This is a genomic window from Streptomyces sp. NPDC058697, from assembly GCF_042715345.1.
In the GTDB taxonomy this organism is placed as follows: Bacteria; Actinomycetota; Actinomycetes; order Streptomycetales; family Streptomycetaceae; genus Streptomyces; species Streptomyces liliifuscus.
In genome coordinates this window covers 11,776-32,464 of the sequence record NZ_JBHXSU010000044.1, presented here as the reverse complement: position 1 = coordinate 32,464, position 20,689 = coordinate 11,776, and the positions used below count along the sequence as shown (strand labels likewise).

Sequence of the window (20,689 nt, the reverse complement as noted above, 5' to 3'; positions counted from 1 at the left end):
TGCTCTGCCGAAGGTCTAATGAGTGCTAATAGTTAACTATATGGATCGCGGGAGCGCGAGAGTCTCCCGAAAATCCGTCGAATTGGTTGACTGATTGTGCTGATAGCTGGAAGATCTGGGCAGCCGAGCCGCGAGGAGGCGCCATGGGCGGTGACAGGGACACCGGGGACAGGTACTTCGAGCCACAGGTGGAGACCATGCCCCGCGACCAGCTGCGGGCACGGCAGGAAGAACGGGTCGTGGAACTCGTCGAGTACGCCTACGGCAACTCCGCCTTCTACCGCGAGCTCTGGGACGAGCACGGGGTGCACCCACGTGACATCCGGTGCCTGGAGGACTTCCGGGCGCGCATACCGTTCATCACGAAGGACATGGTGCGCGCCCACCGGGCCCGCACCGGCGACCCCTTCGGCGGCCTGCTCTGCGTGCCCGTCGAAGGGCTGACCTCCGTCTCCTCCAGCTCCGGCACCACCGGCGACCCGGAGTTCTTCGCCGAGATCTGGGAGGACGCGCCGCCCCTGGTCACCGCACAGGTGCGTGACCTCTGGGAACTCGGCCTCAGGCCCGGCGACCGGGTGCTCAGCCCGCCAGGCACCTTCCGCAACCTCATGGACCCCGGCTACCAGGCGCTCGGCGCCGTGGTGATCGAGGTGGACACCTGGCTCGGGAAGATGAACGAGGTCGTCGACGCCCTGCGCACCTACCGGCCGGCCTACCTGCAGATGATGTATCCGCAGATGGTGGAGCTGGAGCACCTCGCCGAGAAGACGGATCTCAAGGAGGCGTTCTCCTCCCTCAAGGGCGCCTCGTGCGCCGGGCAGCCCCTCAGCCGGAAGATGCGCGAACGGATCCGCGACGACTGGGGCATCGACGTCTACGAGTACACCAGCGCGGCCGACACCGGCACCGCCTGGGAGTGCCGGGAGCACGACGGCTTCCACCTCTGGGAGGACACCGTCTTCGCGGAGTGCGTCGAGGTCGACGAAGAGGGCGGATGGCGTGACGTCCCCGAGACGGACCTCGGCGAACTGGTCGCCACCGACCTGGACAACCGGGCCGCCCCGCTGATCCGCTACCGCAGCGAGGACCTGGTCCGCCTCTCGGGCGACCGCTGCGGCTGCGGGCGTACCCACGCCCGGATGTGGGTGGCCGGGCGGCGCGGCGACGAGACGCTGGTCCAGGGGCGTTCCGTGGTCCTGCGGGACATCTGGCAGGCCGTGGAGGACCAGCCGGAGACGGCGTCGGGGGTCTTCCAGATCGTCCGGGACCGACGCGAGGTCGACGAACTGCGCCTGCGCGTCGGCTACGACCCGGGGCTCACCGCGGATGTCGACGCCCTGGCAGGGCGGCTCGGCGAGGCCGTGCGGGAGCGGACCGGAGTCAAGCCGGTGCTCGACATGCGCACCGAGGAGGACCTGTTGAAGACCATGACCAGCGTCGCCAAGTTCCCCCGGGTGGTGAAGAGTTGATGGCCCGCGCCGACACCCTGGCCCGCGCCAGGACACTTGACCGCCCCGAACTGGCCTACCTCGTACGCTTCCCCACCGCCGACGGCATGCGGGACATGGAACTGACCTGGGCGGAGCTCGCCCGGGACACCGACTGGGTCACCGCACGGCTGAGGGAGCACGGACTCACCGCCGGGCAGCGGGCGTTGCTGACCACCTCCGGCTTCGAGGGGTTCTGGGGCCGCGCGGTGATCGGTGCTCTGCGAGAGCTGAAGGTGACATACGGAATCGCCGAGGCGATGGGCTGGGACCACCGCCGGACCTCGGTCTTCCACCGCGAACTGAACCCGCACGCGGTGATCGGCCTCTCGGCGGAGACCCTGGAGGGGCTCGCCGGAGCGGCCGATCTCGGTGAGATGTTCAGCTCGACGTCCCTCGTACTGGCCCGGCCCGCGGCCGTACCGATACTCCGCGGAGTGGGCGTGTCCGCCTGCCTGATCTCCGCCGTGGGGCCGGCTCTCGCGCTGGAGTGCCCCGAGCGGTGCGGCGCGCACGTCAACGGTGCCGAATGGCGCCTCGGCGAGCGTGCGGACGGACAGCTGTACGTCGCGGCGGGGGAGGGGCGTGCCTCGCCGCTCCCCGAGACACCGCTCGGCATGGCGGGCCGCGTCGCCACCGGCAGGTGCGCCTGCGGCAGCGAGGACCCGCGAGTACTGCTCGGCGACGCCAACTCGCCGTATTCAGCAAGGAGTCGATGATGTCCGAAGGAGTGGTCGACGGCCGTGTCGTGGTCGTCACCGGGGCCGGCAACGGGATCGGCAGGGCGCACGCCCTGGCGTTCGCCGCGCACGGCGCGAAGGTCGTGGTCAACGACCTGGGCGGTACACGCGACGGAGGGGGCTCCTCGGCCGGGCCCGCTCAGACCGTGGTCGACGAGATCGTCGAAGCCGGCGGCGAGGCGGTGACCAACACGGACGACATCTCCACCTGGGAGGGCGCCGGCCGGCTCGTCCAGCAGGCCGTGGACACCTACGGCGGCCTCGACGTACTGGTCAACAACGCCGGCATCCTCCGCGACCGGATGATCGTGTCGATGACCGAGCGGGACTGGGACAGCGTGCTCGCCGTCCATCTCAAGGGCAGCTTCGCCACCCTGCACCACGCGGCCGCGTACTGGCGGGTGCGGACCAAGTCCGGTCACGACAACGACGCCAGGGTGATCAACACGACGTCGCCGTCCGGCATCTTCGGCAACCCGGGCCAGTCGAACTACGGCTCGGCGAAGGCGGGCATCGCGAGCCTCACCGTCATCGCCGCGGCCGAACTCGCCCGCTACGGCGTGACGGTGAACGCCATCGCGCCCACCGCGCTCACCCGGCTGACCGAGGACATCGAGATGATGAAGCTGGCCGCCGAGAGCGAGGACCTGACCCCGGAGGCCATCTCGCCGCTCGTGGTGTGGCTGGGCTCGGCGGCGTCGCGCGAGGTCACCGGCCGGGTGTTCGGCGTCGTCGGCAACCGGATCACCGTACTGGAGGGCTGGGTCAACGGCCCCGGCGCGAGTGCCGAGACCCGGTGGACGCCGGAGGAGCTGTCCTCCGTCGTCCCGAACCTGGTGGCCAAGGCGGCTCCGAACGCCGACGCCCTCGGCAACCGGAACGGGGCGTGACATGACGACAACGCAACAACCGGTCGCCGAAGGCCTGTTCACCTGGCCGCCCTCCGAATCCGAACCCCTCCGGCTCATCGGCTCCGAGTGCACGGCATGCGGTCTGGTGAGTTTCCCGGCGGCCTCGGACTGTGTCCGGTGCGCGAGCGACGAGTCGAAGACACGGCTGCTCGCGGACCGCGGGACGCTGTGGACGTACACGGCTCAGAACTTCCGCCCGCCGTCCCCGCCCTACGACGGCCCGGAGACCTTCGAGCCGTACTCCGTCGGTTACGTCGAACTCCCCGGCGAGCTGCTGGTCGAGGCCCGGCTGACCCAGCCCGACCCGGAGAAGCTGCGGATCGGGCAGGACATGCGGCTGACGCTCGTGCCCTACGCCGTGCGGGCCGACGGCACCGAGGTCATGACGTTCGCGTTCGCCCCGGCCGAAGCGTCCGCCCAGGCAGATCCGGTGGAGGAGGAGTCGTCATGACCGAGGCAGTCATCATCGGGGTGGGGCTCCACCCCTTCGGCCGGTTTCCCGGCAAGCCCGCCATGGACATGGGCGCGGACGCCGTACGGCTGGCGCTCGCCGACGCGGGCGTGACCTGGCCACAGATCCAGGGCGGTTACGTCGGCAGCTTCGAGGTCGCGAACCCGGACGCGATCGTCGGCAAGCTGGGCCTGACCGGCGTTCCGCTGCGCGGCGTGTTCAACGGCTGCGCCACGGCCGGTACGGCGGTGGCCCTCGCCGCCCGGGCCATCGAGACCGGCGAGCACGACCTGACCATCGCCATCGGCCTGGACAAACACCCGCGCGGCGCGTTCGCCGCCGACCCCTCCGTGGCCGGCATTCCCTCCTGGTACGGACAGACCGGGCTCTTCCTCACCACCCACTTCTTCGGCATGAAGATCAACCGCTATATGCACGACCACGGCATCTCCCACGAGACGCTCGCGCGCGTGGCGTCGAAGAACTTCCGCAACGCGGCCGGAAACGAGAAGGCCTGGCGCCGAACTCCCCTCACACCGGAGGAGATTCTTGCTTCCCCGGTCCTCAACTACCCGCTCCGCCAATACATGTACTGCGGCCCGGACGAAGGCGCCGCGGCCCTCGTGCTGTGCCGTGCCGACCAGGCCCACAAGTACACCTCCACGCCCGTACGGATCCGGTCCACCTCCCTGCGCAGCCGCAGGCTCGGCGCCTTCGAGGTGCAGAGCCCGTCGTTCCCCGTCGGAGAGCCGGTGGAAAGCCCGACGGTGGACGCCGCGCGCGAGGCGTACGAACGGGCCGGCATCGGACCCGAGGACGTCGACGTCGCCCAGCTCCAGGACACCGACGCCGGGTCCGAGATCATCCACATGGCGGAGAACGGCCTCTGCAAGGACGGCGAACAGGAACGCCTCATCGCCGAGGGCGCCACCGAGATCGGCGGCCGCCTCCCGGTCAACACCGATGGCGGCCTGCTCGGCAACGGCGAGCCCATCGGGGCCTCCGGCCTGCGCCAGATCCACGAGATCGTGCTCCAGCTGCGCGGCACGGCGGGCACCCGGCAGATCCCCGGCACACCGCGCGTCGGCTACACCCACCTGTACGGCGCGCCGGGCGTGTCCGCGGTGACGATCCTCTCGACCTGAGAGCGACACGAGAACACAGGGAACCCGTGATGGAACAGGACATGCAGGACTTCGCCGCCGAGGCGCGCCGCTTCCTCGACGCCCACGTGGCGAAGGCCCCCGACCGCACCGCCTTCACCTGGGGCGAGGGCGACGACTCGATGGCGTACTTCAGCAGCCTCCCGCCCGAGGAGGAGCGCGAGCACGTGCGGCGGGCGCGGGACTGGCAGCGGATCCGCCACGAGAACGGCTTCGGCTGGATCACCGGCCCGCCCGAGTACGGCGGCCGCGGCCTCACCCCCGTCCACGACCTGCTCTACGACGCCATCGAGTCCGAGTACGACGTCGCCGACACCGGCACGCTGAGCGTGATCGGCCTGGGCATGATCGGCCCGACGATCCTCGCCCACGCCCAACCCCACCTCAAGGACCGCTGGCTGCCCGCGATGTACCGCGGGGACGCCATCGCCTGCCAGCTGTTCAGCGAGCCGGGCGCGGGATCCGACCTGGCGAGCGTGGCGACCCGGGCCGTGCGGGACGGCGAGGACTGGGTGCTCAACGGGCAGAAGGTGTGGACGTCGGTCGCCCAGCACAGCCAGATCGGCCTCGCGCTGGCCCGAACGAACCCGGACGCGCCCAAGCACCGCGGCATCACGGCCTTCCTGGTCCCCATGGACGCCCCCGGTGTCGAGGTCCGGCCGCTCAGGCAGATGACCGGCGGCGCGGACTTCAACGAGGTCTTCCTCACCGACGTACGCGTCCCCGACGACCACCGCCTCGGCGAGGTCGACGGCGGCTGGACCGTCGCCCTGACCACCCTGATGAACGAGCGCGCGACGGTCGGCAGCGAGGGCGCGGGACCTGTGGCCGCCGCTCTGTCCCCGGACCGGCTCTCGGCTCTGATGCGCGCCACCTGGACCTGGGACGACCGTGCCCTGCGCGCCCGTCTCGCCGAACTCCTCGTGGACGCCATGGCGACCGAACACCTCAACACGCGCGCCCTGCGCACCCTGCGGGCGGGCGTCACACCTGGCCCGGAGAGGTCCGTTGCCAAGCTGATGTACGGTCAGAACCTCACCAGGGCCGCCCACTTCGTCGCAGACTGCCTCGGACCCCGGATCGTCGCCGACACCGGCAAGTGGGGCACGTATGCCTGGTCCGAACTCCTCCTGGCCACCCCGGCTTTGCGCATCCTCGGCGGCACCGAGGAGATCATGAAGAACATCCTCGCGGAACGGGTCCTCGGTCTGCCGAAGGAGGCACGCGCATGAGCGCCGACGAAAGCGAGCTGAGGGAACTCCGGGCCTCCGTAAGGGAGTTCCTGGAAGCCAGGTCTCCTGAGGAGGCGGTCCGCAAGCTCATGGAGAGTGATCCGCGCTTCGACCCCGACGTGTGGGCCCAAGCGGCCGATCAACTGCGGCTGCCCAGCCTGGTGATCCCCGAGGAGTACGGCGGCGACGGCTTCGGCCCGGTCGAACTCGGCGTCGTACTGGAGGAGATGGGGCGCGCCCTGCTGTGCGCGCCGTTCTTCGCCACCGTCGTCCTGGCCGCCCAGGCCCTGCTGGCCTCGGGCGACAGCGAGGCATGCGCCCGCCACCTCCCCGGCATCGCCTCGGGCCGGACCACGGCCGCCCTCGCCGTCGCCGAGGACAGCGGCTCCTGGGACCCCGCCCTGATCTCCGCACGTGCCGTGCCGGACAGGGGTGGAGACGGCGCCTGGCGACTGAGCGGGCGCAAGGCCTTCGTCATCGACGGTATGACGGCCGATCTGCTCCTCGTCGTGGCCCGCACGGTCGCCGGCCCTTCACTGTTCGCCGTCGACCGGCGGGCGACGGGGCTGGAGTCCGAACCGATGGAGACCCTGGACGCCACCCGCGCGATGGCCCGGCTGACGTTCGACGCCGTGCCCGCCACCCTCGTCGGCGCGGACGGGGCCGGTGGCCGCGTCATGGCGAAGGTCCTGGACATCGCCACGGTCGGACTGGCCGCCGAACAGGCGGGCGGGGCCCGCCGGTGTCTGGAGACGAGCGCCGACCACGCCCGTACCCGGCACCAGTTCGGCCGGCCGATCGGTTCCTTCCAGGCGGTCAAGCACAAGTGCGCGGACATGCTCGTCCAGGTGGAGCTGGCCGAGGCGTCGTCCCGTGAGGCGGCGCGGGCGGCCGCCGAGGGTGACCCCGATTTCCCGGTCGCCGCCGCCGTCGCCCACGCGTGCTGCTCACGGGCCTACGTGTTCGCGGCCATGGAGAACATCCAGGTCCACGGCGGCATCGGCTTCACCTGGGAGCACTCCGCCCATCTGTACTTCCGGCGGGCCAAGTCCTCACAGCTGCTCTTCGGCGGCCCGGCGGTGTACCACGAGCGACTCCTGGACCGGCTCGGCATCTGAACCGGCCCTGCGTCAGGACCAGTTCCACATCTGGTTGCTGTTGCCCGCGCAACTCCATCCCTGCACCCGTTGACCGTCCTGGCCGGAGGTTTCGGCCTCCGCGTCCAGGCAGCGGCCGTCCGGGACGCCGACCAGTGTTCCGCCGCCACCGAGCCGCCATCTCTGGGCGCTCTTCCCGTCGCAGTTCCTGGCGCGGATCTGCTGGCCGTCATGGCCTGCCGTGCCGGAGTCCAGGCAGAGCTGGTTGCCCTGGTTGACGACGAGATACTGGGAGTCCTGACCGGACACCCGGTACAGCGCCCACTTCTGGGTGGCCGTGCCCTGGCATCCCCACACCTGTGCGTCCGGCTCGCGGACGTCGAGGCACCGGGCGACGGACGCGCCGTTGATGCTCTGGGTCACGGTGACCGAGCCGGCCCTGACCGGCCCGGGCGGCCTGCCGTACAGCAGCTTCTTGGTCGCCTCGGCGACCTTCCCGTCGACGGTGACACCGCCCTGGCTCTGGAGAGCCCTGACCGCGGTGACCGTCGCGTCCCCGAACCGTCCGTCGATCGTGACGCGCAGGCTGTGCCCGACGAGAAGCATTTGCAGTGCCTCGACGCAGACGCCCTGGGACCCCGGCACGATCTCGGCGGGACAGGGGGCGGTTCGGATGTCCAGCGTGGCGGGATCCGGTGAGTCCCCGGCACTGGGGGACCTCTCCGCCGCCTGGCCGAGGCCCGACTTCGACGGACCGGCCGTGGGCGCCTTCTGTGAACCGGTGGGCACCGAGGCCGGGTTCTCCGTCAGGGCGGACGACGCCTCCGGCCCGGCGCCGGCCGAGGGTGCGGTGTCGCCCTGCCGCAGCAGGGCGACGGTGATGCCCCCGGCGACCAGGACGCCCGCCATGGCAGCGGCGCCCGCCAGCAGTTTTCTGCGCCTCCCGGGCGTCGGCGCGGTAGACGCGCCGGACGCGACGGAGCCGGTGGTCGGGTCCATGGGCGGCGTCGCGGCGAGGGCGGCGGCCCGTGTGTCGTGCAGGGGCGCCCACTTCGGTGCGGACCGGGGCGGCTGGCCGTCCGGGGCCGGCAACTGGTGCCCGATGGCGGTCCTGAAGACCGCCTCCGGTAAGGGGCGGCTGCGAGGATCCTTGTCCAGACAGGCACGGATGAACGCGGCCAGCTCCACGTCGACGGCCGCCACCTTGGCGAGGACTTCCTCCCGCGGCGGTTCGAAGGCCACCCGGTGCAGGACGTCGACACCCGTCCCCTCGCCGAACGGCGCCCGCCCGGTGACGGCGTAGGCGAGGGCGGAGGCCAGCGCGAAGACGTCGGAGGCGACGGTCACCTCGTTGCCCCTGACCTGTTCCGGGGACATAAAGGCGGGGGTGCCCACGTTCTGGCCAGTGGCGGTGATCGAGGCGCTGTCGGTGGCCTGGACGACACCGAAGTCGATGACGCGGGCACCGTCGGCCGCCAGGATCACATTGGACGGCTTGAGGTCACGGTGGACGATCCCCGCGCGCCAGATGGCTTCGATCGCACGCCCCATGTCGGCCGTCAGCCGCCAGGCCACCGTGGCGTCGATCGGCCCGCGCGCGGTGACGACTTCGTCGAGCGTCGGCCCGGGCACGTACTCGGTGGCGACCCACACCAGGTCCTCGTCGAAGCCACTGCCCAACAGCCGTACGATGTGCGCCCCCTGGACGCGGTCCAGCGCACCGACCTCGCGCTCGAAACGCTTGCGAAAGAGGGGGTCCTCCGCGTATTCGGAGCGGATCACCTTGACCGCGGCCATTCCCGTCCCGCCGACGGTGTCCCGGCCCAGATAGACCCGGCCCATCCCGCCGCTGCCCAGTCGTGACATCAGCACATAGGGGCCGACCCGTGCGGGATCGTTCTTCCGGAGCGGGACCGGGGCCGGCGGGTCCATGCCGACCGCCGCGTAGGCGAGCGCGACGGACCGGTTGAGCTGGAGGTCAGTCATGGGGGATCCCGGTCTCTCGCGTGACATGTGCGACGAGCGCGGCGTGCGCGACTGACGTCGGTCAGCGGGAGACTATCCCAACATCCTTGCGAAAATGGCGAGTTGGTGTTCGATTCAACCTTGTGTCGCCTTTCCCAGCAGTGCCTTCGCGATGATCACCTGCTGGACCTGGCTCGTGCCCTCATAGATACGGAACAGCCGGGCGTCGCGGTAGAAGCGCTCGACGGCGACCCCGCGCATATAGCCCGCGCCGCCGTGGATCTGCACCGCGCGGTCCGCGACCCGCCACACCATCTCGCTGGCGAAGTACTTCGTACAGGACGGGCCGATCTTGGTGTCCGTACCGGCGTCGAACGCGCGGGCTGCCTCCAGGACCGTGGCGCGTCCGGCGTAGTAGTCGGTCATCGAGTCGGCGACCAGACCCTGGACCAGCTGGAAGGAACCGATCAGCCTGCCGGACTGGCGGCGGGTGCCGGCGTACTCGACCGACTCGTGGACCAGCCGCTCGGCCATGCCCACGCAGAGCGCCGAGATGTGCACCCTGCCGTGCGCGATGCAGCCCATCGCCGTGCCGAAGCCCCGGTTCAGACCGTCCTCGCCCCCGACGAGCGCGGCGGCCGGTACGCGTACGTCGTCGAAGAACACGTCCGCCGTCCAGGCGCCGAACTGGCCCATCTTGTGGTCCTTCGGAGCCACGGTGAGGCCCGGCGTGCCGGCCGGGACCAGGAACGTGGAGATCCCACGGGTGCGCGGGGCATCGGGGTCGGTGCGGGCGAACACCATGAACACGTCGGCGAGCGGGGCGTTGGTGATGTACCGCTTGGCGCCGTTGATCACCCACTCGTCGCCTTCCAGGTGGGCGCGCGTGGTCAGCGTCGACGGGTCGGACCCGGCCTCGGGCTCGGTGAGCGCGAACGACGCCAGTACGTCACCGGAGGCGATCCTCGGCAGCCACTCGGCCTTCTGTTCCTCCGTGCCGCCGACCATGAGGACATGACCCGCGATGCCGTTGTTGGTCCCGAACATCGACCGCAGGGACGGGGTCGTGTAGCCGAGCTCGAACATGAGCTGGGCCTCCTCGTACATCGACAGACCCAGCCCGCCGTACTCCTCGGGCAGCGCGAAGCCGAACAGGCCCATCTTCTTGGCCGCCTCGCGGATGTCCGCGGGCATCTCGTCCTTCTCGTCGATCTCCGCCTCCAGCGGCACGACACGCTCCCGGACGAAGCGCCGGACCTCGGACAGCACCGCGCTGAAGTCAGCCGCGTCCATGTCGACTCCCTGATAGTCCTGATAGCCCTGGTTGTAATCAGTGATCTGTTTGTGTCTCGTCCGGCTTCCGCTCCGGCCGGTAACACACCGCGAGCAGCGCCGCCGCGCTCGCCGTGCCGATTCCCGTGGCCAGCAACGCGGGCCCCACACCCGCGCGTTGGCGCTGCAGCAGCCCGTCGAGCGAGTACCTTCCGTTGCCCAGCGCCGCCAGCGCGACGGCCGCGCCGCCCACGACACCGACGTACTCCCAGCCGCCCTTGAAGACGAAGAAGCCCTTGCCCCGGTGGTCGGTCCGGGCCGCCACGGCCATCAGGCCGACGGCTGCCGCCGCCGGGAGGGGGTTGGCCGCGCCCAGGGTGATGCCCACGCCCGCCGCCATCTCGGTCCCGGCGGCCATCCGGGCGTGTACCTCGGGCGGCTTCAGGCCGAGCGCCTCGAACCAGCCCGTCGTGCCCTTGATCCCGCCCGGCCCGGCGACCTTGTTCCAGCCGTGCGCGAAGAGCATCGGGCCGAGCGTCGCGCGGAGCACGAGAGCCGCGACGTCGTGTCCCCGGGCCTTCACTGGCCCACTCCGGTGGCCCGGCCGGCGGGGGCGACCCCGTACAACTGCGGTACGGCGTCGACGAGTTCGTCGTACGTCAGTGCCTCGCCCGACCGGCTGGGATGGACGCCGGCGACGGTCCAGCCCTGCAGCCGGTTCAGCCGGTTGCCCTCGATGCGCAGGACCTGGCCGGTCAGCCAGGCCGAGGCGTCGGAGGCCAGGTAGACGACGACACCGGAGGCGTTGGCGGGATCGCGCGGATCGAAGCCGTCGACGGCCTGCAGGGATGCGCCGACGTCCAGTCCGTCCGTCATCCGCGTGGCCGCGATCGGTGAGATGGCGTTCGCGGTGACGCCGTACCGGCGCATCTCCAGGGCCGTCAGGACGGTGAGCCCGGCTGTCCCGGCTTTCGCCGCGCCGTAGTTGGACTGGCCCTGGTTGCCGAACAGGCCGGTCCCGGACGTCGTGTTGATCACGCGGCCGGCGACGCGCTCACCGCGCTTCGAAGCCTCACGCCAGTACGCGCACGCGTGCCGAGTCAGCGCGAAGGTGCCCTTGAGATGCACCGCGATCACCGCGTCGAACTCGGCCTCGCTCATCGAGAACAGCATGCGGTCGCGCACGATCCCGGCGTTGTTCACGACGATGTCGAGGCGGCCGAACTCCGCGACGGTGTCCGCGACCATGGCCTCCGTCGCCGCCCAGTCCGTCACCGAGGAGTGGTTGGCGATTGCCCGGCCACCGAGCTTGCCGATCTCGGCGACGACGTCGTCGGCGGGGGAGTCGCCCGTCCGTTCGCCGTGCACGCCCGAGCCGAGATCGTTCACCACCACGGTCGCGCCGGCCTCGGCGAGCGCCAGGCAGTGCGCCCGGCCCAGCCCTCTCCCGCCGCCGGTGACGATGGCGACCTTGTCGTCGAGGATGCCCACGCCGTACCTCCTGAGCAGATCTGTCGGGTCAGTTGAGTCAGTTGAGTTCGCGGAGTACTTCGTCGGTGTGCTCGCCGAGCGTCGGCGCGCCCCCGCGTGGCTTGTCGTCGACGCCCCAGAAGGCGACGGGTGTCGCCACCGTCCGCAGCATCGGGGCGTCACCCATGCCGGGCTGTTCGACGAACGCCCCGACCGCCTCCGCCTGCGGATCGGCCGACACCTCCGCCAGGGTCTGCACGGGCGCCCACCACACGCCCTCGGCGTCGAACCGCTCCGCCCACTCCTCCAGCGGACGCCGCGCGAACTCCTCGTCGAACACGGCGATCAGTTCGCGTACGTGGCCACGCCGGGCCTTGCCGGTGGCGAACCGCTCGTCCGCCGCCAGGTCCTCGCGGCCCAGCGCCTTGACGACACCGGGCCAGTGGCGGCTGCCCTCCAGACCGACCAGCCAGAACCAGCGGTCGTCGGAGGCCCGGTAGGAGTTGTAGAGCGGCGACTCGTGCTCGGTGCGGTGTCGGGTACGTCCGCGCTTGCCGAAGAAGTTCTGCAGGGCCAGATCGTTGCCGTTGGCGTACGTCCCGGAGCGGAGCAGCGACACGTCGACCACACCGCCCTCACCCGTACGTCCTCTTCGCAGCAGGGCGGCCAGGACGCCCGCCACCAGGTTGGACGCGGCCGTACGGTCGCCGAGGCCGGGGCGGATGCCGGGCGGCGGCTCTCCGGCGGGGTTGAGCATGGCGGCGATGCCGGGGCGGGCCCAGAAGGCGGAGACGTCGTACCCGGCCCGGTCGCGCTCGGTGCCCGTCCAGCCGTAGCCCGTCAACGTGCCTATGACGAGGCGGGGATGGCGGGCACGCAGCTCGTCCGGTGCCAGGCCCAGGCGTTCCAGCGCGCCGGGGCGGAGATTGGTGACGAAGACGTCGGCGCGCTCAAGGAGCCGCTCCAACGCGTCCTTGCCCTCGTCCGACCGCAGGTCGAGGACGATCCCGCGTTTGCCGCGGTTGTCGGTCTCGAACGGGGGCGCGCTGTCGATGTCCTGGCCGACGTGCCGGAGGGTGTACCGGTTGGGGTCACCGGTCGGAGCCTCCACCTTCACCACGTCGGCGCCCCAGTCGGCGAGCATGGTGGCCGCGGCAGGTGCCGCCACCCACATGCCCAGCTCGACGACGGCAATGCCCTCCAGTGGCCGCACGGTCCACCACCTCCACACCGGTTCGGATCAGTCGGGATCTGACAGGGGTCTGTCGTGGGTTTGTCACGGGGTCTGTCATGGGTTTTCGGGAACGCTCGCTATCTGCCGCGGAACTCTCCCGGGCGGCGCTCGCGGAAGGCCTTGAGACCCTCGGCCCGGTCCTCGGTGGAGAACAGCACCGAGACGGTCTCGCGCTCGTACGCGATCGCCGTCTCCAGATCCATGCCGAGCCCGTGGTCGATCAGTCGTTTGCCGGCCGCGAGCGCCAGCGGTGCCCCGGCCGCCAGCACGGCGGCCAGCGCCTCGGCGGCGGCGAGTGCTCCGCCGCGCTCGGCCAGTTCGTTGACCAGACCGAGCTGCCAGGCCCGTTCCGCGTCGATCGGCTCGCCGGTGAGGATCATCTGCTTGGCGATCGCGGGCGGCACCAGACGCGGCAGCCGCTGCGTGCCGCCCGCGCCCGGCAGTACGCCGAGCTTCATCTCGGGCAGACCGAGCCGCGCACCCCGCTCCACCACCCGCAGGTCGCAGGCGAGCGCCAGCTCAAGCCCGCCGCCGAAGGCGAACCCGTGGACGGCCGCGACCGAGGGTTTGGGGAACTCCTCCAGAAGCGCATACACATCGGTCAGGCGCTCCACGAACGCTCGGAACTGTCCGGGTGCCGTGAACGACTCGATCTCGCTGATGTCGGCGCCGGCCGAGAAGGCGCGGCCCGCTCCCGTCAGGACCAGGGCACGGACGTCGTCGTTGTCCCGTACGTCGTTCAGCGCCTGTGTGATCCGGTCGACGGTCTCGGAGCCGATGGCATTGAGCTGGCCTGGCCGGTCCAGAGTCAACACGGCCAGTCTGTCGCGGAGTTCGACGTGCAGCACGGTGCTCACCTCAGACCATCGTGAGGCCGCCGCTGACCGAGAGCGTCTGCCCGGTCATGTAGGCGGCGTCGTCGGACGCGAGGAAGGCCACCACACCGGCGATCTCGGCGGGCCGGGCGACTCGGCGCAGCGGGATCGCCCGCACGGTCGCGTCGTACATCTTCTGGCTGTACTCGGCGACCTGGCCGAGCAGCGCGGTGTCGGTCGGCCCGGGACAGACGCTGTTGACGGTGATGCCGTGCCGGGCGACCTCGCGGGCCAGCGCCTTGCCGAAGGCGATTACCCCGCCCTTCGTCGCGGAGTACACCACCTCGCCGGACGAGCCGACCCGGCCGGCGTCCGAGGCGATGAGGACGACCCGGCCGCCGCCGCGCTCGGTCATCGAGTCGAGCACGGCCCTGGTCATCGTGAGGGTGCCTCGCAGATTGACCGCGATGATCCGGTCCCAGGTCTCCTCGGTGCTGTCGACGAAGCGGCCGATGACGTCGACGGCCGCGTTGTTGACCAGGATGTCCACCGGGCCGAGTTCGGCGGTCACCCGCTCCACGGCCCGGCGCACGGCCGCGCTGTCCGAGATGTCCACGCCGACGCCCGTCGCGCGGACGGAATGCCGTTCGGCGAGTCCGGCCGCGACCTTCACGGCGGCCTCCTGGTCCAGGTCGCAGACGGCGACCGAGGCTCCCTGGGCGGCGAGTCGGTCGGCGATCGCCTCGCCGATGCCGCGGCCCGCTCCGGTGACGAGCGCCACCTTGTCCCGTACGCTCACGCGCCCTCCCTCGCCCAGTCTCCGATACAGCGCTATCGTATAACTACTTCAGCTAAATAAGCGAGATGTGAAAGTGGAGAGGAGTGGAGCCGCGTATGCGCCGTACGATCTTCACCGCGGAACACGAGCTGTTCCGGGACACCGCCCGCACCTTCTACCTGCGGGAATGCGCCCCGAACACCGAGCAGTGGGAGCGGGACGGTCAGGTGGGCAGGGCCGCGTGGGCGGCCGCGGGCAAGGCCGGGCTCATCGGCTGGCAGTTCCCGGAGGAGTACGGCGGGCAGGGGATCTGGGACTTCCGCTACAACGCCATCATGGCGGAGGAGATGGCGGCCACCAGCTCGGTCGGCATCGGGCTCGGGCTGCAGAACGACGTGATCCCGCCCTATCTGATGCACCTCACCACCCCGGAGCAGAAGGGCCGTTGGCTGCCCGGGGTGGTCAGCGGCGAAATCATCTGCGCCCTCGCGCTGTCCGAGCCGTCCGCCGGGTCCGATCTCAAGGGCATCCGCACCACCGCCCGCCGGGACGGTGACGAGTGGGTGATCGACGGGTCCAAGACCTTCATCACCAACGGCATCCTGGCCGACCTGGTCATCGTCGCCTGCAAGACCGACCCGGACGCCGGGCACAAGGGCATCAGCCTGATAGTCGTCGAGCGTGGCACCGAGGGCTTCGAGCGCGGACGCAAGCTCGACAAGGTCGGGATGAAGGCCCAGGACACCGCCGAGCTGTTCTTCCATGACGTCCGCGTCCCCGTCGAGAACCTCATCGGGCAGGAGGGGCGCGGTTTCTACCACATGATGGGCAACCTCCCGACCGAGCGGCTGGCCATCGCCGTCTCCTCGCTCGCCGCGGCCGAGCGGGCCTACGCGCTGGCGCTGGAGTACGCCAAGACCCGTACGGCGTTCGGGCAGCCCATCGGGCAGTTCCAGGCGAACCGCTTCGCCCTCGCCGACATCAAGGCCAAGCTGGGCGTCGCCCGGGTCTACGTGGACGGCTGCATCATGGCCCTCTTCCAGGGCGAGCTGACGCCCGAGGAGGCGGCCGCGGCCAAGTACTGGACCTCGGAGACCGGCTGGGAGGTCATCGACCGCTGCATGCAGCTCTTCGGCGGCTACGGCTACGTCAACGAGTACGAGATCGCGCGCATCTGGCGGGACAGCCGGGTCCAGCGGGTGTTCGGCGGGACCTCCGAGATCATGCAGGAGATCATCGGGCGCTCGCTCGGCCTGTGAACAGGTGGGGGCGGGGCGTCCTCCAGCCATTGCTGAATCCATTGACTACCTTGGCTAAATAGGTTAACTATTTGTCCTGGATGCATGGACGGCGCCGAACGGTCTCAAGGAGGCATCCGTGGTCACGGTCGATGTGAAGCTGCACCAGGACAGAGCCGAGCACGACCTGCCGCGGCCGCGGCTGGTCATCGGCGGCAAGGACATCACCGACACCAGCGGCGGCCTCTACGAGCACAGGAATCCGGCGACCGGCCTGGTCCAGGCGTACATCCCCCTCGCGGGTGCCGCCGAGGTGGACCGGGCCGTGGCCGCCGCACGCCAGGCCTTCGAGGTGTGGGGCACCATGCGCCCCGCCGAGCGCCGCCGACTGCTCACCCGCTTCGCCCAGCTTCTCCGCGACCACATCGCCGACTTCGCGGCCGTCTGCCCGCTGGAGAACGGCGTCTGCATCGGCGGCTGGGCAGAGAACGTCGGACCGCACGTCGCCGAGTGGACCGAGTACTACGCAGGCTGGGCCGACAAGATCGAGGGCATGGTCGGCGCGGCCTACAGCCCGCACGAGAACGTCGAGTACACCATCGCCGAGCCCTACGGCGTCATCGGTCACATCATCACCTGGAACTCGCCCGCGCTCTCCCTGGCGATGAAGGTCCCGCCCTCGCTCGCCGCCGGCAACACCGTGGTCATCAAGCCGGCCGAGTCGACACCGTTCTCCGCGCTGCTCTTCGCCGATCTCGCCCGCGAGGCGGGCATCCCCGACGGCGTGATCAACGTGGTCACCGGGCTCGGTGACGCGGGCGCCGCCCTGGTGACGCACCCCGGGGTCGACAAGATCTCCTTCACCGGCGGACCGGCCACCGCGCGCCGCATCATGGCCGACGCGGCGCTGAGCCTCAAACCCGTCGTGTTCGAGCTGGGCGGCAAGTCCGCCAACCTGCTCTTCGCCGACACCGACCTGGACACCGTCGTGCCCTACTGCGCGGCCTTCGCCATGAGCAACACCGGGCAGGGCTGCGCGCTGCCCACCCGGCTGCTGGTCGAGCGGCCGATCTACGACGAGGTCGTCGCGCGTGTCACCGGGGTCGTGGCCCACCTGCCCGTCGGCGACCCGCTCGACCCGACGACGTACATAGGCCCCCTCATCAACGAAGCCGCCCGCGACCGCGTCCAGTGCGTGATCGACAAGGCCGTCGAGGGAGGTGCGGGCAAGCTCGTGTTCGGCGGTGAACGCATCGACTCCGACGGCTACTTCGTGACCCCGACGGTCTTCGCGGACGTCGACAATCGCAGCGACCTCGCCCAGCAGGAGATCTTCGGCCCGGTCCTGGCCATCACTCCGTTCGACACCGAGGACGAGGCCGTCGCCCTGGCCAACGACAGCGAGTACGGCCTGTCCGCATACATCCAGTCCCGTGACATCGCGCGCGTCAACCGCCTGGTCCCGCGTCTGAAGGCCGGCACTGTCTACGTCAACCCCGGGCCGAATCCCATCACTTCGCCCGCCACGCCTTTCGGCGGCGTCGGCCTCAGCGGGTTCGGGCGGGAAGGCGGACGGGCCGGCCTGGAGGAGTTCATCAACGTCAAGGGTGTCGGCATCGGCCGCGTCTGACCCTCACCTTCCGAAGCCTTTGGAGCCATGAGCATGCATTCCGCCCGCCGCCTGACGCTCGGCGACATCATCCGCGAGCACCGAAGGTCCTTCCCCGACGGTATTGCCCTGGTCGACGGCGAAGTCCGGCTGACTTGGCCCGAGTTGGACGAGCGCACCAACCGACTCGCCAACGCCCTCGCGGGCGCCGGGGTCGGCCCGGGCGACCGCATCCTGTGGCTGGGGCAGAACTCCTTCCGGATCTGGGAACTGCTCGGCGCCGCGGCGAAGACCGGTGCCATGGTCTGTCCCGGTTACTGGCGCTGGGCCGCCCCCGAAATGGCGTTCGCGGTCGAGGACTTCGACCCCAAGGTCGTCGTCTGGCAGGACGAGGAGATCGGCGACACGGTCGGCAAGGCGCGTGCCGAACTGGGCAGCGACCACAGGGCGTTGTGGCTGCGGCACGACGCCGAGAGCGCTGCGAGTGCTGCGGGCGCCGAGTCGTACGAGTCCTTCCTGGCCTCCGGATCGCCCGAGGACCCGTCCGCCGACGTCGACCCGGACTCGGCCCTCCTGGTCATCTACACCGCCGCGATCACCGGTCGGCAGTCCGGCTCGATGCTCTCGCACCGGAACCTGCTCGCGATGGGTGCGAGCAGCGCCTGGATGGGCGACATCGGCCGGGAGACCGCGTTCCTCGGCGCCGGACCGATGTTCCACATCGGCAACTACCAGTTCTGGGGCGTCCCGGCCTTCGTCCACGGCGGCAAGAACGTCATCGTCCGACGCGTGATCGCCGAGGAACTGCTCCCGCTGCTGGCGGCGGAAGAGTGCACTCACGCCTATCTCATGCCCCCGACCATCGCGCAGCTCGTCGCCCTGAACCAGGAGGCCGGCCACGACCTCTCCCACCTACGGGCCAGCGTCGCCGCACCCCTCTGGCAGGGCACTGTGCCCACGGACGAGAGCCGCTTCACCCGCAACGGCGGCGGCGAAGGCCGTGGCTACGGGCAGACCGAGGTGACCGGATTCGCCGTGACCGGCGCCCACGGGGGCTCAGGCGCAGGCAACGCGGGACGACCGGGGCCCTTCAGTGCCGTACGCATCCTGGACAGCGAGGGCAAGGAGTGCGCGATCGGTGAGGCGGGCGAGATCTGCGTACGCGGTGACCTCGTGCACCTCGGCTACTGGAACCGGCCGGAGATCAACGAGGAGCGCTTCCGCTTCGGCTGGTGGCACACCACCGACCTCGGACGGCGTGAGCCCGACGGCACGATCAGCTTCCTCGGGACGACGACGCGCATGCTCAAGTCGGCGGCCGAGAACATCTTCCCCGCCGAGGTGGAGAACTGCGTGGAGTCCCATCCCGCGGTGAAGGAGGCCGCCGTGATCGGCGTGCCCAACGAACGCTGGGCCCAGGACGTCAAGGCCGTCGTGGTGCTCCACCAGGACGCCGAAGAGGTCACGGCCGCCGACATCGTCGAGCACTGCCGGTCGCGCATCGCCTCGTACAAGAAGCCGAAGACGGTGGAGTTCGTCGAGGCGCTGCCCCGTACCAAGGACTTCGCCAAGGACTACGAGGCACTCGACGAGCGGTTCGGCGGTGGCGGCTATCCCGGCGGCGACACGCTGGGCGCGGGACGGTGACCCCGTGAACGACCGGCAGCCCGTAGTGGTCGGCGTCCACGCCACCGAACAGGCGCTGTCCCTCCCCGACCGTGACGCCATGGACCTCGCCCTCGAAGCGGTGTCCGGAGCGATCGCCGACGCCGGGCTGACCCCGGCGGACGTCGACGGCGCCCAGGTCGACTGGCCAGGCCCCGGCGGCGTACCCGGCGAGGGCAGCTCATGGGCCCGCATGCTCGGCCGGGACCTGCGCTGGACGAGCGACTCGATGCTCGACAACGCGGGCTCCCGGGGCCTGTTGAAGGCGGCGGCGGCCGTACGGGCCGGACTGGCGGACACCGTCGTGGTCGGCGGCTGCAAGCTGGTCGCGCGCGGGGCAGGCCCCGTCGGGGCCGGTGTACCGCTGGAGTTCGCCGATGTGTGGGGCAGCTATGTGGTCGCGCAGTTCGCGCTGGTGGCGGCACGGCACATGCACGAATACGGCACCACGGCCCGCCAGTTGGCCGAGGTCGCCGCGACGATCCGCAACAACGGCACGACCAACCCCGAGGCCATGATGTACGGCCGCGGTCCGTACACCGCCGACGACGTGCTCGCCTCCCGCATGGTCGCCACCCCGTTTCACCTGCTGGACTGCTGCGTCGTCGGCGAGGGCGGCGCCGCACTCGTGGTGACCACCGCCGAACGGGCCCGTGACCTGCCGCATCCGCCCGTCGCCGTACTCGGCGGAGGCATGGAGTACCACCAGGCCGCGTACGCCAATCCCGCGCTGCACCGGGAGGTCGGGCAGCTCGGCCGCGACGCCGCCGCCCGCGCCTACGCGATGGCGGGCATCGGCCCGCACGACGTGGACGTGTTCTCCCTCTACGACCCCAACTCCTTCGAGATCATCAGGCAGTTGGAGATCCTCGGCCTGTGCGGGGAGGGGGAGGGCGGACCGCTGGCAGCCAGTGGTGCCATCGCCGTCGGCGGCAAGCATCCCGTCAATCCGGACGGCGGCTGCCTGGCATACGCGTGGAACGGGACACAGCAGATGACGCTCAAGGTCGTCGAGGCCGTACGCCAGTTGCGCGGCAGCGCGGTGCACCAGGTCGAGGGCGCGGAGCTGGCGGTCGTCGGCAACGCCGGATCCGGGGCACAGCACTACGAGATGAGCGTGCTGGGGAGGACCCGATGAGCCGGCCCGTACCCGTCCCCACCCCGCTGTCCCGGCCGTTCTGGGACGCGGCGAGTCGCGGAGCCCTGGTCGTGCCCCGCTGCACGAGCTGCGGCCTGCGCTTCTTCGTGCCCGAACCGGCCTGCCCCGGCTGTATGTCCCGGGACTGGGGGTACGTGCCCAGCGAGGGCCGCGGGACCGTCTACTCGGTGACCGTCGTCCACCGGGCGCCCGGCCCCGGCTTCGACACACCCTTCGCACTCGCCGTGATCGACCTCGACGACGGCGCCACCCTGCTCTCGCATGTCGACGCCGGAGATCCGGACGACGTCGTCATCGGCATGCGCGTACGCGTGGACTTCCGGGCCTTCACGGACGAGATCACGCTCCCGTACTTCGTACCGGACACGAGACACGAGCGACTGACAACCGAATGAGCGTGGAG

The 20,689-nt window shown here is 70.5% G+C and carries 19 protein-coding genes; 12 read left to right on the top strand and 7 right to left on the bottom strand.

Translation table 11 applies throughout. From position 1 onward, the window contains the following. Nucleotides 1-143 precede the first annotated feature (143 nt). Genes ACFWXQ_RS45535 through ACFWXQ_RS45505 form a run of 7 tightly spaced genes read left to right on the top strand, consistent with a single transcriptional unit; the run spans nucleotide 144 to nucleotide 7,102 of the window. On the top strand, nucleotides 144-1,469 hold the full coding sequence (locus ACFWXQ_RS45535; protein WP_383953760.1) for a phenylacetate--CoA ligase family protein: 1,326 nt from the start codon (nucleotides 144-146) through the stop codon (nucleotides 1,467-1,469). Beyond that, entirely contained in the window at nucleotides 1,469-2,206 is a 738-nt protein-coding gene (locus tag ACFWXQ_RS45530; RefSeq protein ID WP_383953762.1) for a hypothetical protein, read from the top strand. Before ACFWXQ_RS45535 ends, ACFWXQ_RS45530 begins: the two co-directional genes overlap by 1 nt. Further along, nucleotides 2,206-3,117, top strand: a complete 912-nt coding sequence (locus ACFWXQ_RS45525; RefSeq protein ID WP_383953764.1) for an SDR family oxidoreductase — start codon at nucleotides 2,206-2,208, stop codon at nucleotides 3,115-3,117. The genes ACFWXQ_RS45530 and ACFWXQ_RS45525 overlap by 1 nt, the downstream gene beginning before the upstream one ends. A 1-nt stretch (nucleotide 3,118) precedes the next feature. Next, nucleotides 3,119-3,589 carry a Zn-ribbon domain-containing OB-fold protein gene (locus tag ACFWXQ_RS45520; RefSeq protein WP_383953766.1) on the top strand — a complete coding sequence of 157 codons (471 nt, stop codon included), beginning with the start codon at nucleotides 3,119-3,121 and terminating at the stop codon, nucleotides 3,587-3,589. Beyond that, a complete protein-coding gene (locus ACFWXQ_RS45515) occupies nucleotides 3,586-4,734 on the top strand; it encodes a thiolase family protein (protein ID WP_383953768.1) in 1,149 nt (382 codons plus the stop codon). The genes ACFWXQ_RS45520 and ACFWXQ_RS45515 overlap by 4 nt, the downstream gene beginning before the upstream one ends. Before the next feature lie 29 nt (nucleotides 4,735-4,763). Beyond that, nucleotides 4,764-5,984, top strand: coding sequence for an acyl-CoA dehydrogenase family protein (locus ACFWXQ_RS45510; protein WP_383953770.1), 1,221 nt, complete (start codon nucleotides 4,764-4,766; stop codon nucleotides 5,982-5,984). After that, on the top strand, nucleotides 5,981-7,102 hold the full coding sequence (locus ACFWXQ_RS45505; protein ID WP_383953772.1) for an acyl-CoA dehydrogenase family protein: 1,122 nt from the start codon (nucleotides 5,981-5,983) through the stop codon (nucleotides 7,100-7,102). Before ACFWXQ_RS45510 ends, ACFWXQ_RS45505 begins: the two co-directional genes overlap by 4 nt. 12 nt (nucleotides 7,103-7,114) lie before the next feature. On the opposite strand, the gene ACFWXQ_RS45500 is transcribed toward ACFWXQ_RS45505, so the two are convergent. The 7 genes from ACFWXQ_RS45500 to ACFWXQ_RS45470 form a co-directional block, all read right to left on the bottom strand. Then, nucleotides 7,115-9,067, bottom strand: a complete 1,953-nt coding sequence (locus tag ACFWXQ_RS45500; protein ID WP_386270354.1) for a protein kinase — start codon at nucleotides 9,065-9,067, stop codon at nucleotides 7,115-7,117. Between the two features lie 114 nt (nucleotides 9,068-9,181). After that, nucleotides 9,182-10,339, bottom strand: a complete 1,158-nt coding sequence (locus tag ACFWXQ_RS45495; RefSeq protein ID WP_383948570.1) for an acyl-CoA dehydrogenase family protein — start codon at nucleotides 10,337-10,339, stop codon at nucleotides 9,182-9,184. A 37-nt stretch (nucleotides 10,340-10,376) separates the two neighbouring features. Further along, on the bottom strand, nucleotides 10,377-10,901 hold the full coding sequence (locus ACFWXQ_RS45490) for a DoxX family protein (RefSeq protein WP_383948568.1): 525 nt from the start codon (nucleotides 10,899-10,901) through the stop codon (nucleotides 10,377-10,379). Beyond that, the gene (locus tag ACFWXQ_RS45485; RefSeq protein ID WP_383948565.1) at nucleotides 10,898-11,809 is read right to left on the bottom strand and encodes an SDR family NAD(P)-dependent oxidoreductase; all 912 of its coding nucleotides are present in this window, start codon (nucleotides 11,807-11,809) and stop codon (nucleotides 10,898-10,900) included. Before ACFWXQ_RS45485 ends, ACFWXQ_RS45490 begins: the two co-directional genes overlap by 4 nt. A 37-nt stretch (nucleotides 11,810-11,846) precedes the next feature. Further along, nucleotides 11,847-13,001: a CaiB/BaiF CoA transferase family protein gene (locus ACFWXQ_RS45480; protein ID WP_383948562.1), complete on the bottom strand. Its 1,155-nt coding sequence runs from the start codon at nucleotides 12,999-13,001 to the stop codon at nucleotides 11,847-11,849. Between the two features lie 98 nt (nucleotides 13,002-13,099). After that, complete coding sequence (locus ACFWXQ_RS45475) at nucleotides 13,100-13,879, bottom strand: enoyl-CoA hydratase/isomerase family protein (RefSeq protein ID WP_386270353.1); 780 nt, start codon at nucleotides 13,877-13,879, stop codon at nucleotides 13,100-13,102. A gap of 1 nt (nucleotide 13,880) precedes the next feature. Then, nucleotides 13,881-14,636 (bottom strand): SDR family NAD(P)-dependent oxidoreductase, encoded by a 756-nt coding sequence (locus ACFWXQ_RS45470; protein WP_383948556.1) that lies wholly within the window; start codon nucleotides 14,634-14,636, stop codon nucleotides 13,881-13,883. A gap of 95 nt (nucleotides 14,637-14,731) precedes the next feature. Between ACFWXQ_RS45470 and ACFWXQ_RS45465 the strand changes: the two genes are divergently transcribed. The 5 genes from ACFWXQ_RS45465 (at nucleotide 14,732) to ACFWXQ_RS45445 (ending at nucleotide 20,681) form a co-directional block, all read left to right on the top strand. Beyond that, nucleotides 14,732-15,874: an acyl-CoA dehydrogenase family protein gene (locus ACFWXQ_RS45465; RefSeq protein WP_383948553.1), complete on the top strand. Its 1,143-nt coding sequence runs from the start codon at nucleotides 14,732-14,734 to the stop codon at nucleotides 15,872-15,874. 118 nt (nucleotides 15,875-15,992) lie between these two features. Next, nucleotides 15,993-17,483 (top strand): aldehyde dehydrogenase family protein, encoded by a 1,491-nt coding sequence (locus ACFWXQ_RS45460; protein ID WP_383948550.1) that lies wholly within the window; start codon nucleotides 15,993-15,995, stop codon nucleotides 17,481-17,483. A gap of 27 nt (nucleotides 17,484-17,510) precedes the next feature. Continuing rightward, nucleotides 17,511-19,109 (top strand): AMP-binding protein, encoded by a 1,599-nt coding sequence (locus ACFWXQ_RS45455; RefSeq protein WP_383948547.1) that lies wholly within the window; start codon nucleotides 17,511-17,513, stop codon nucleotides 19,107-19,109. Nucleotides 19,110-19,113: 4 nt separating this feature from the next. Beyond that, the gene (locus ACFWXQ_RS45450) at nucleotides 19,114-20,265 is read left to right on the top strand and encodes a thiolase family protein (RefSeq protein ID WP_383948544.1); all 1,152 of its coding nucleotides are present in this window, start codon (nucleotides 19,114-19,116) and stop codon (nucleotides 20,263-20,265) included. After that, entirely contained in the window at nucleotides 20,262-20,681 is a 420-nt protein-coding gene (locus tag ACFWXQ_RS45445) for a Zn-ribbon domain-containing OB-fold protein (RefSeq protein ID WP_383948541.1), read from the top strand. Before ACFWXQ_RS45450 ends, ACFWXQ_RS45445 begins: the two co-directional genes overlap by 4 nt. Nucleotides 20,682-20,689: the final 8 nt, after the last annotated feature.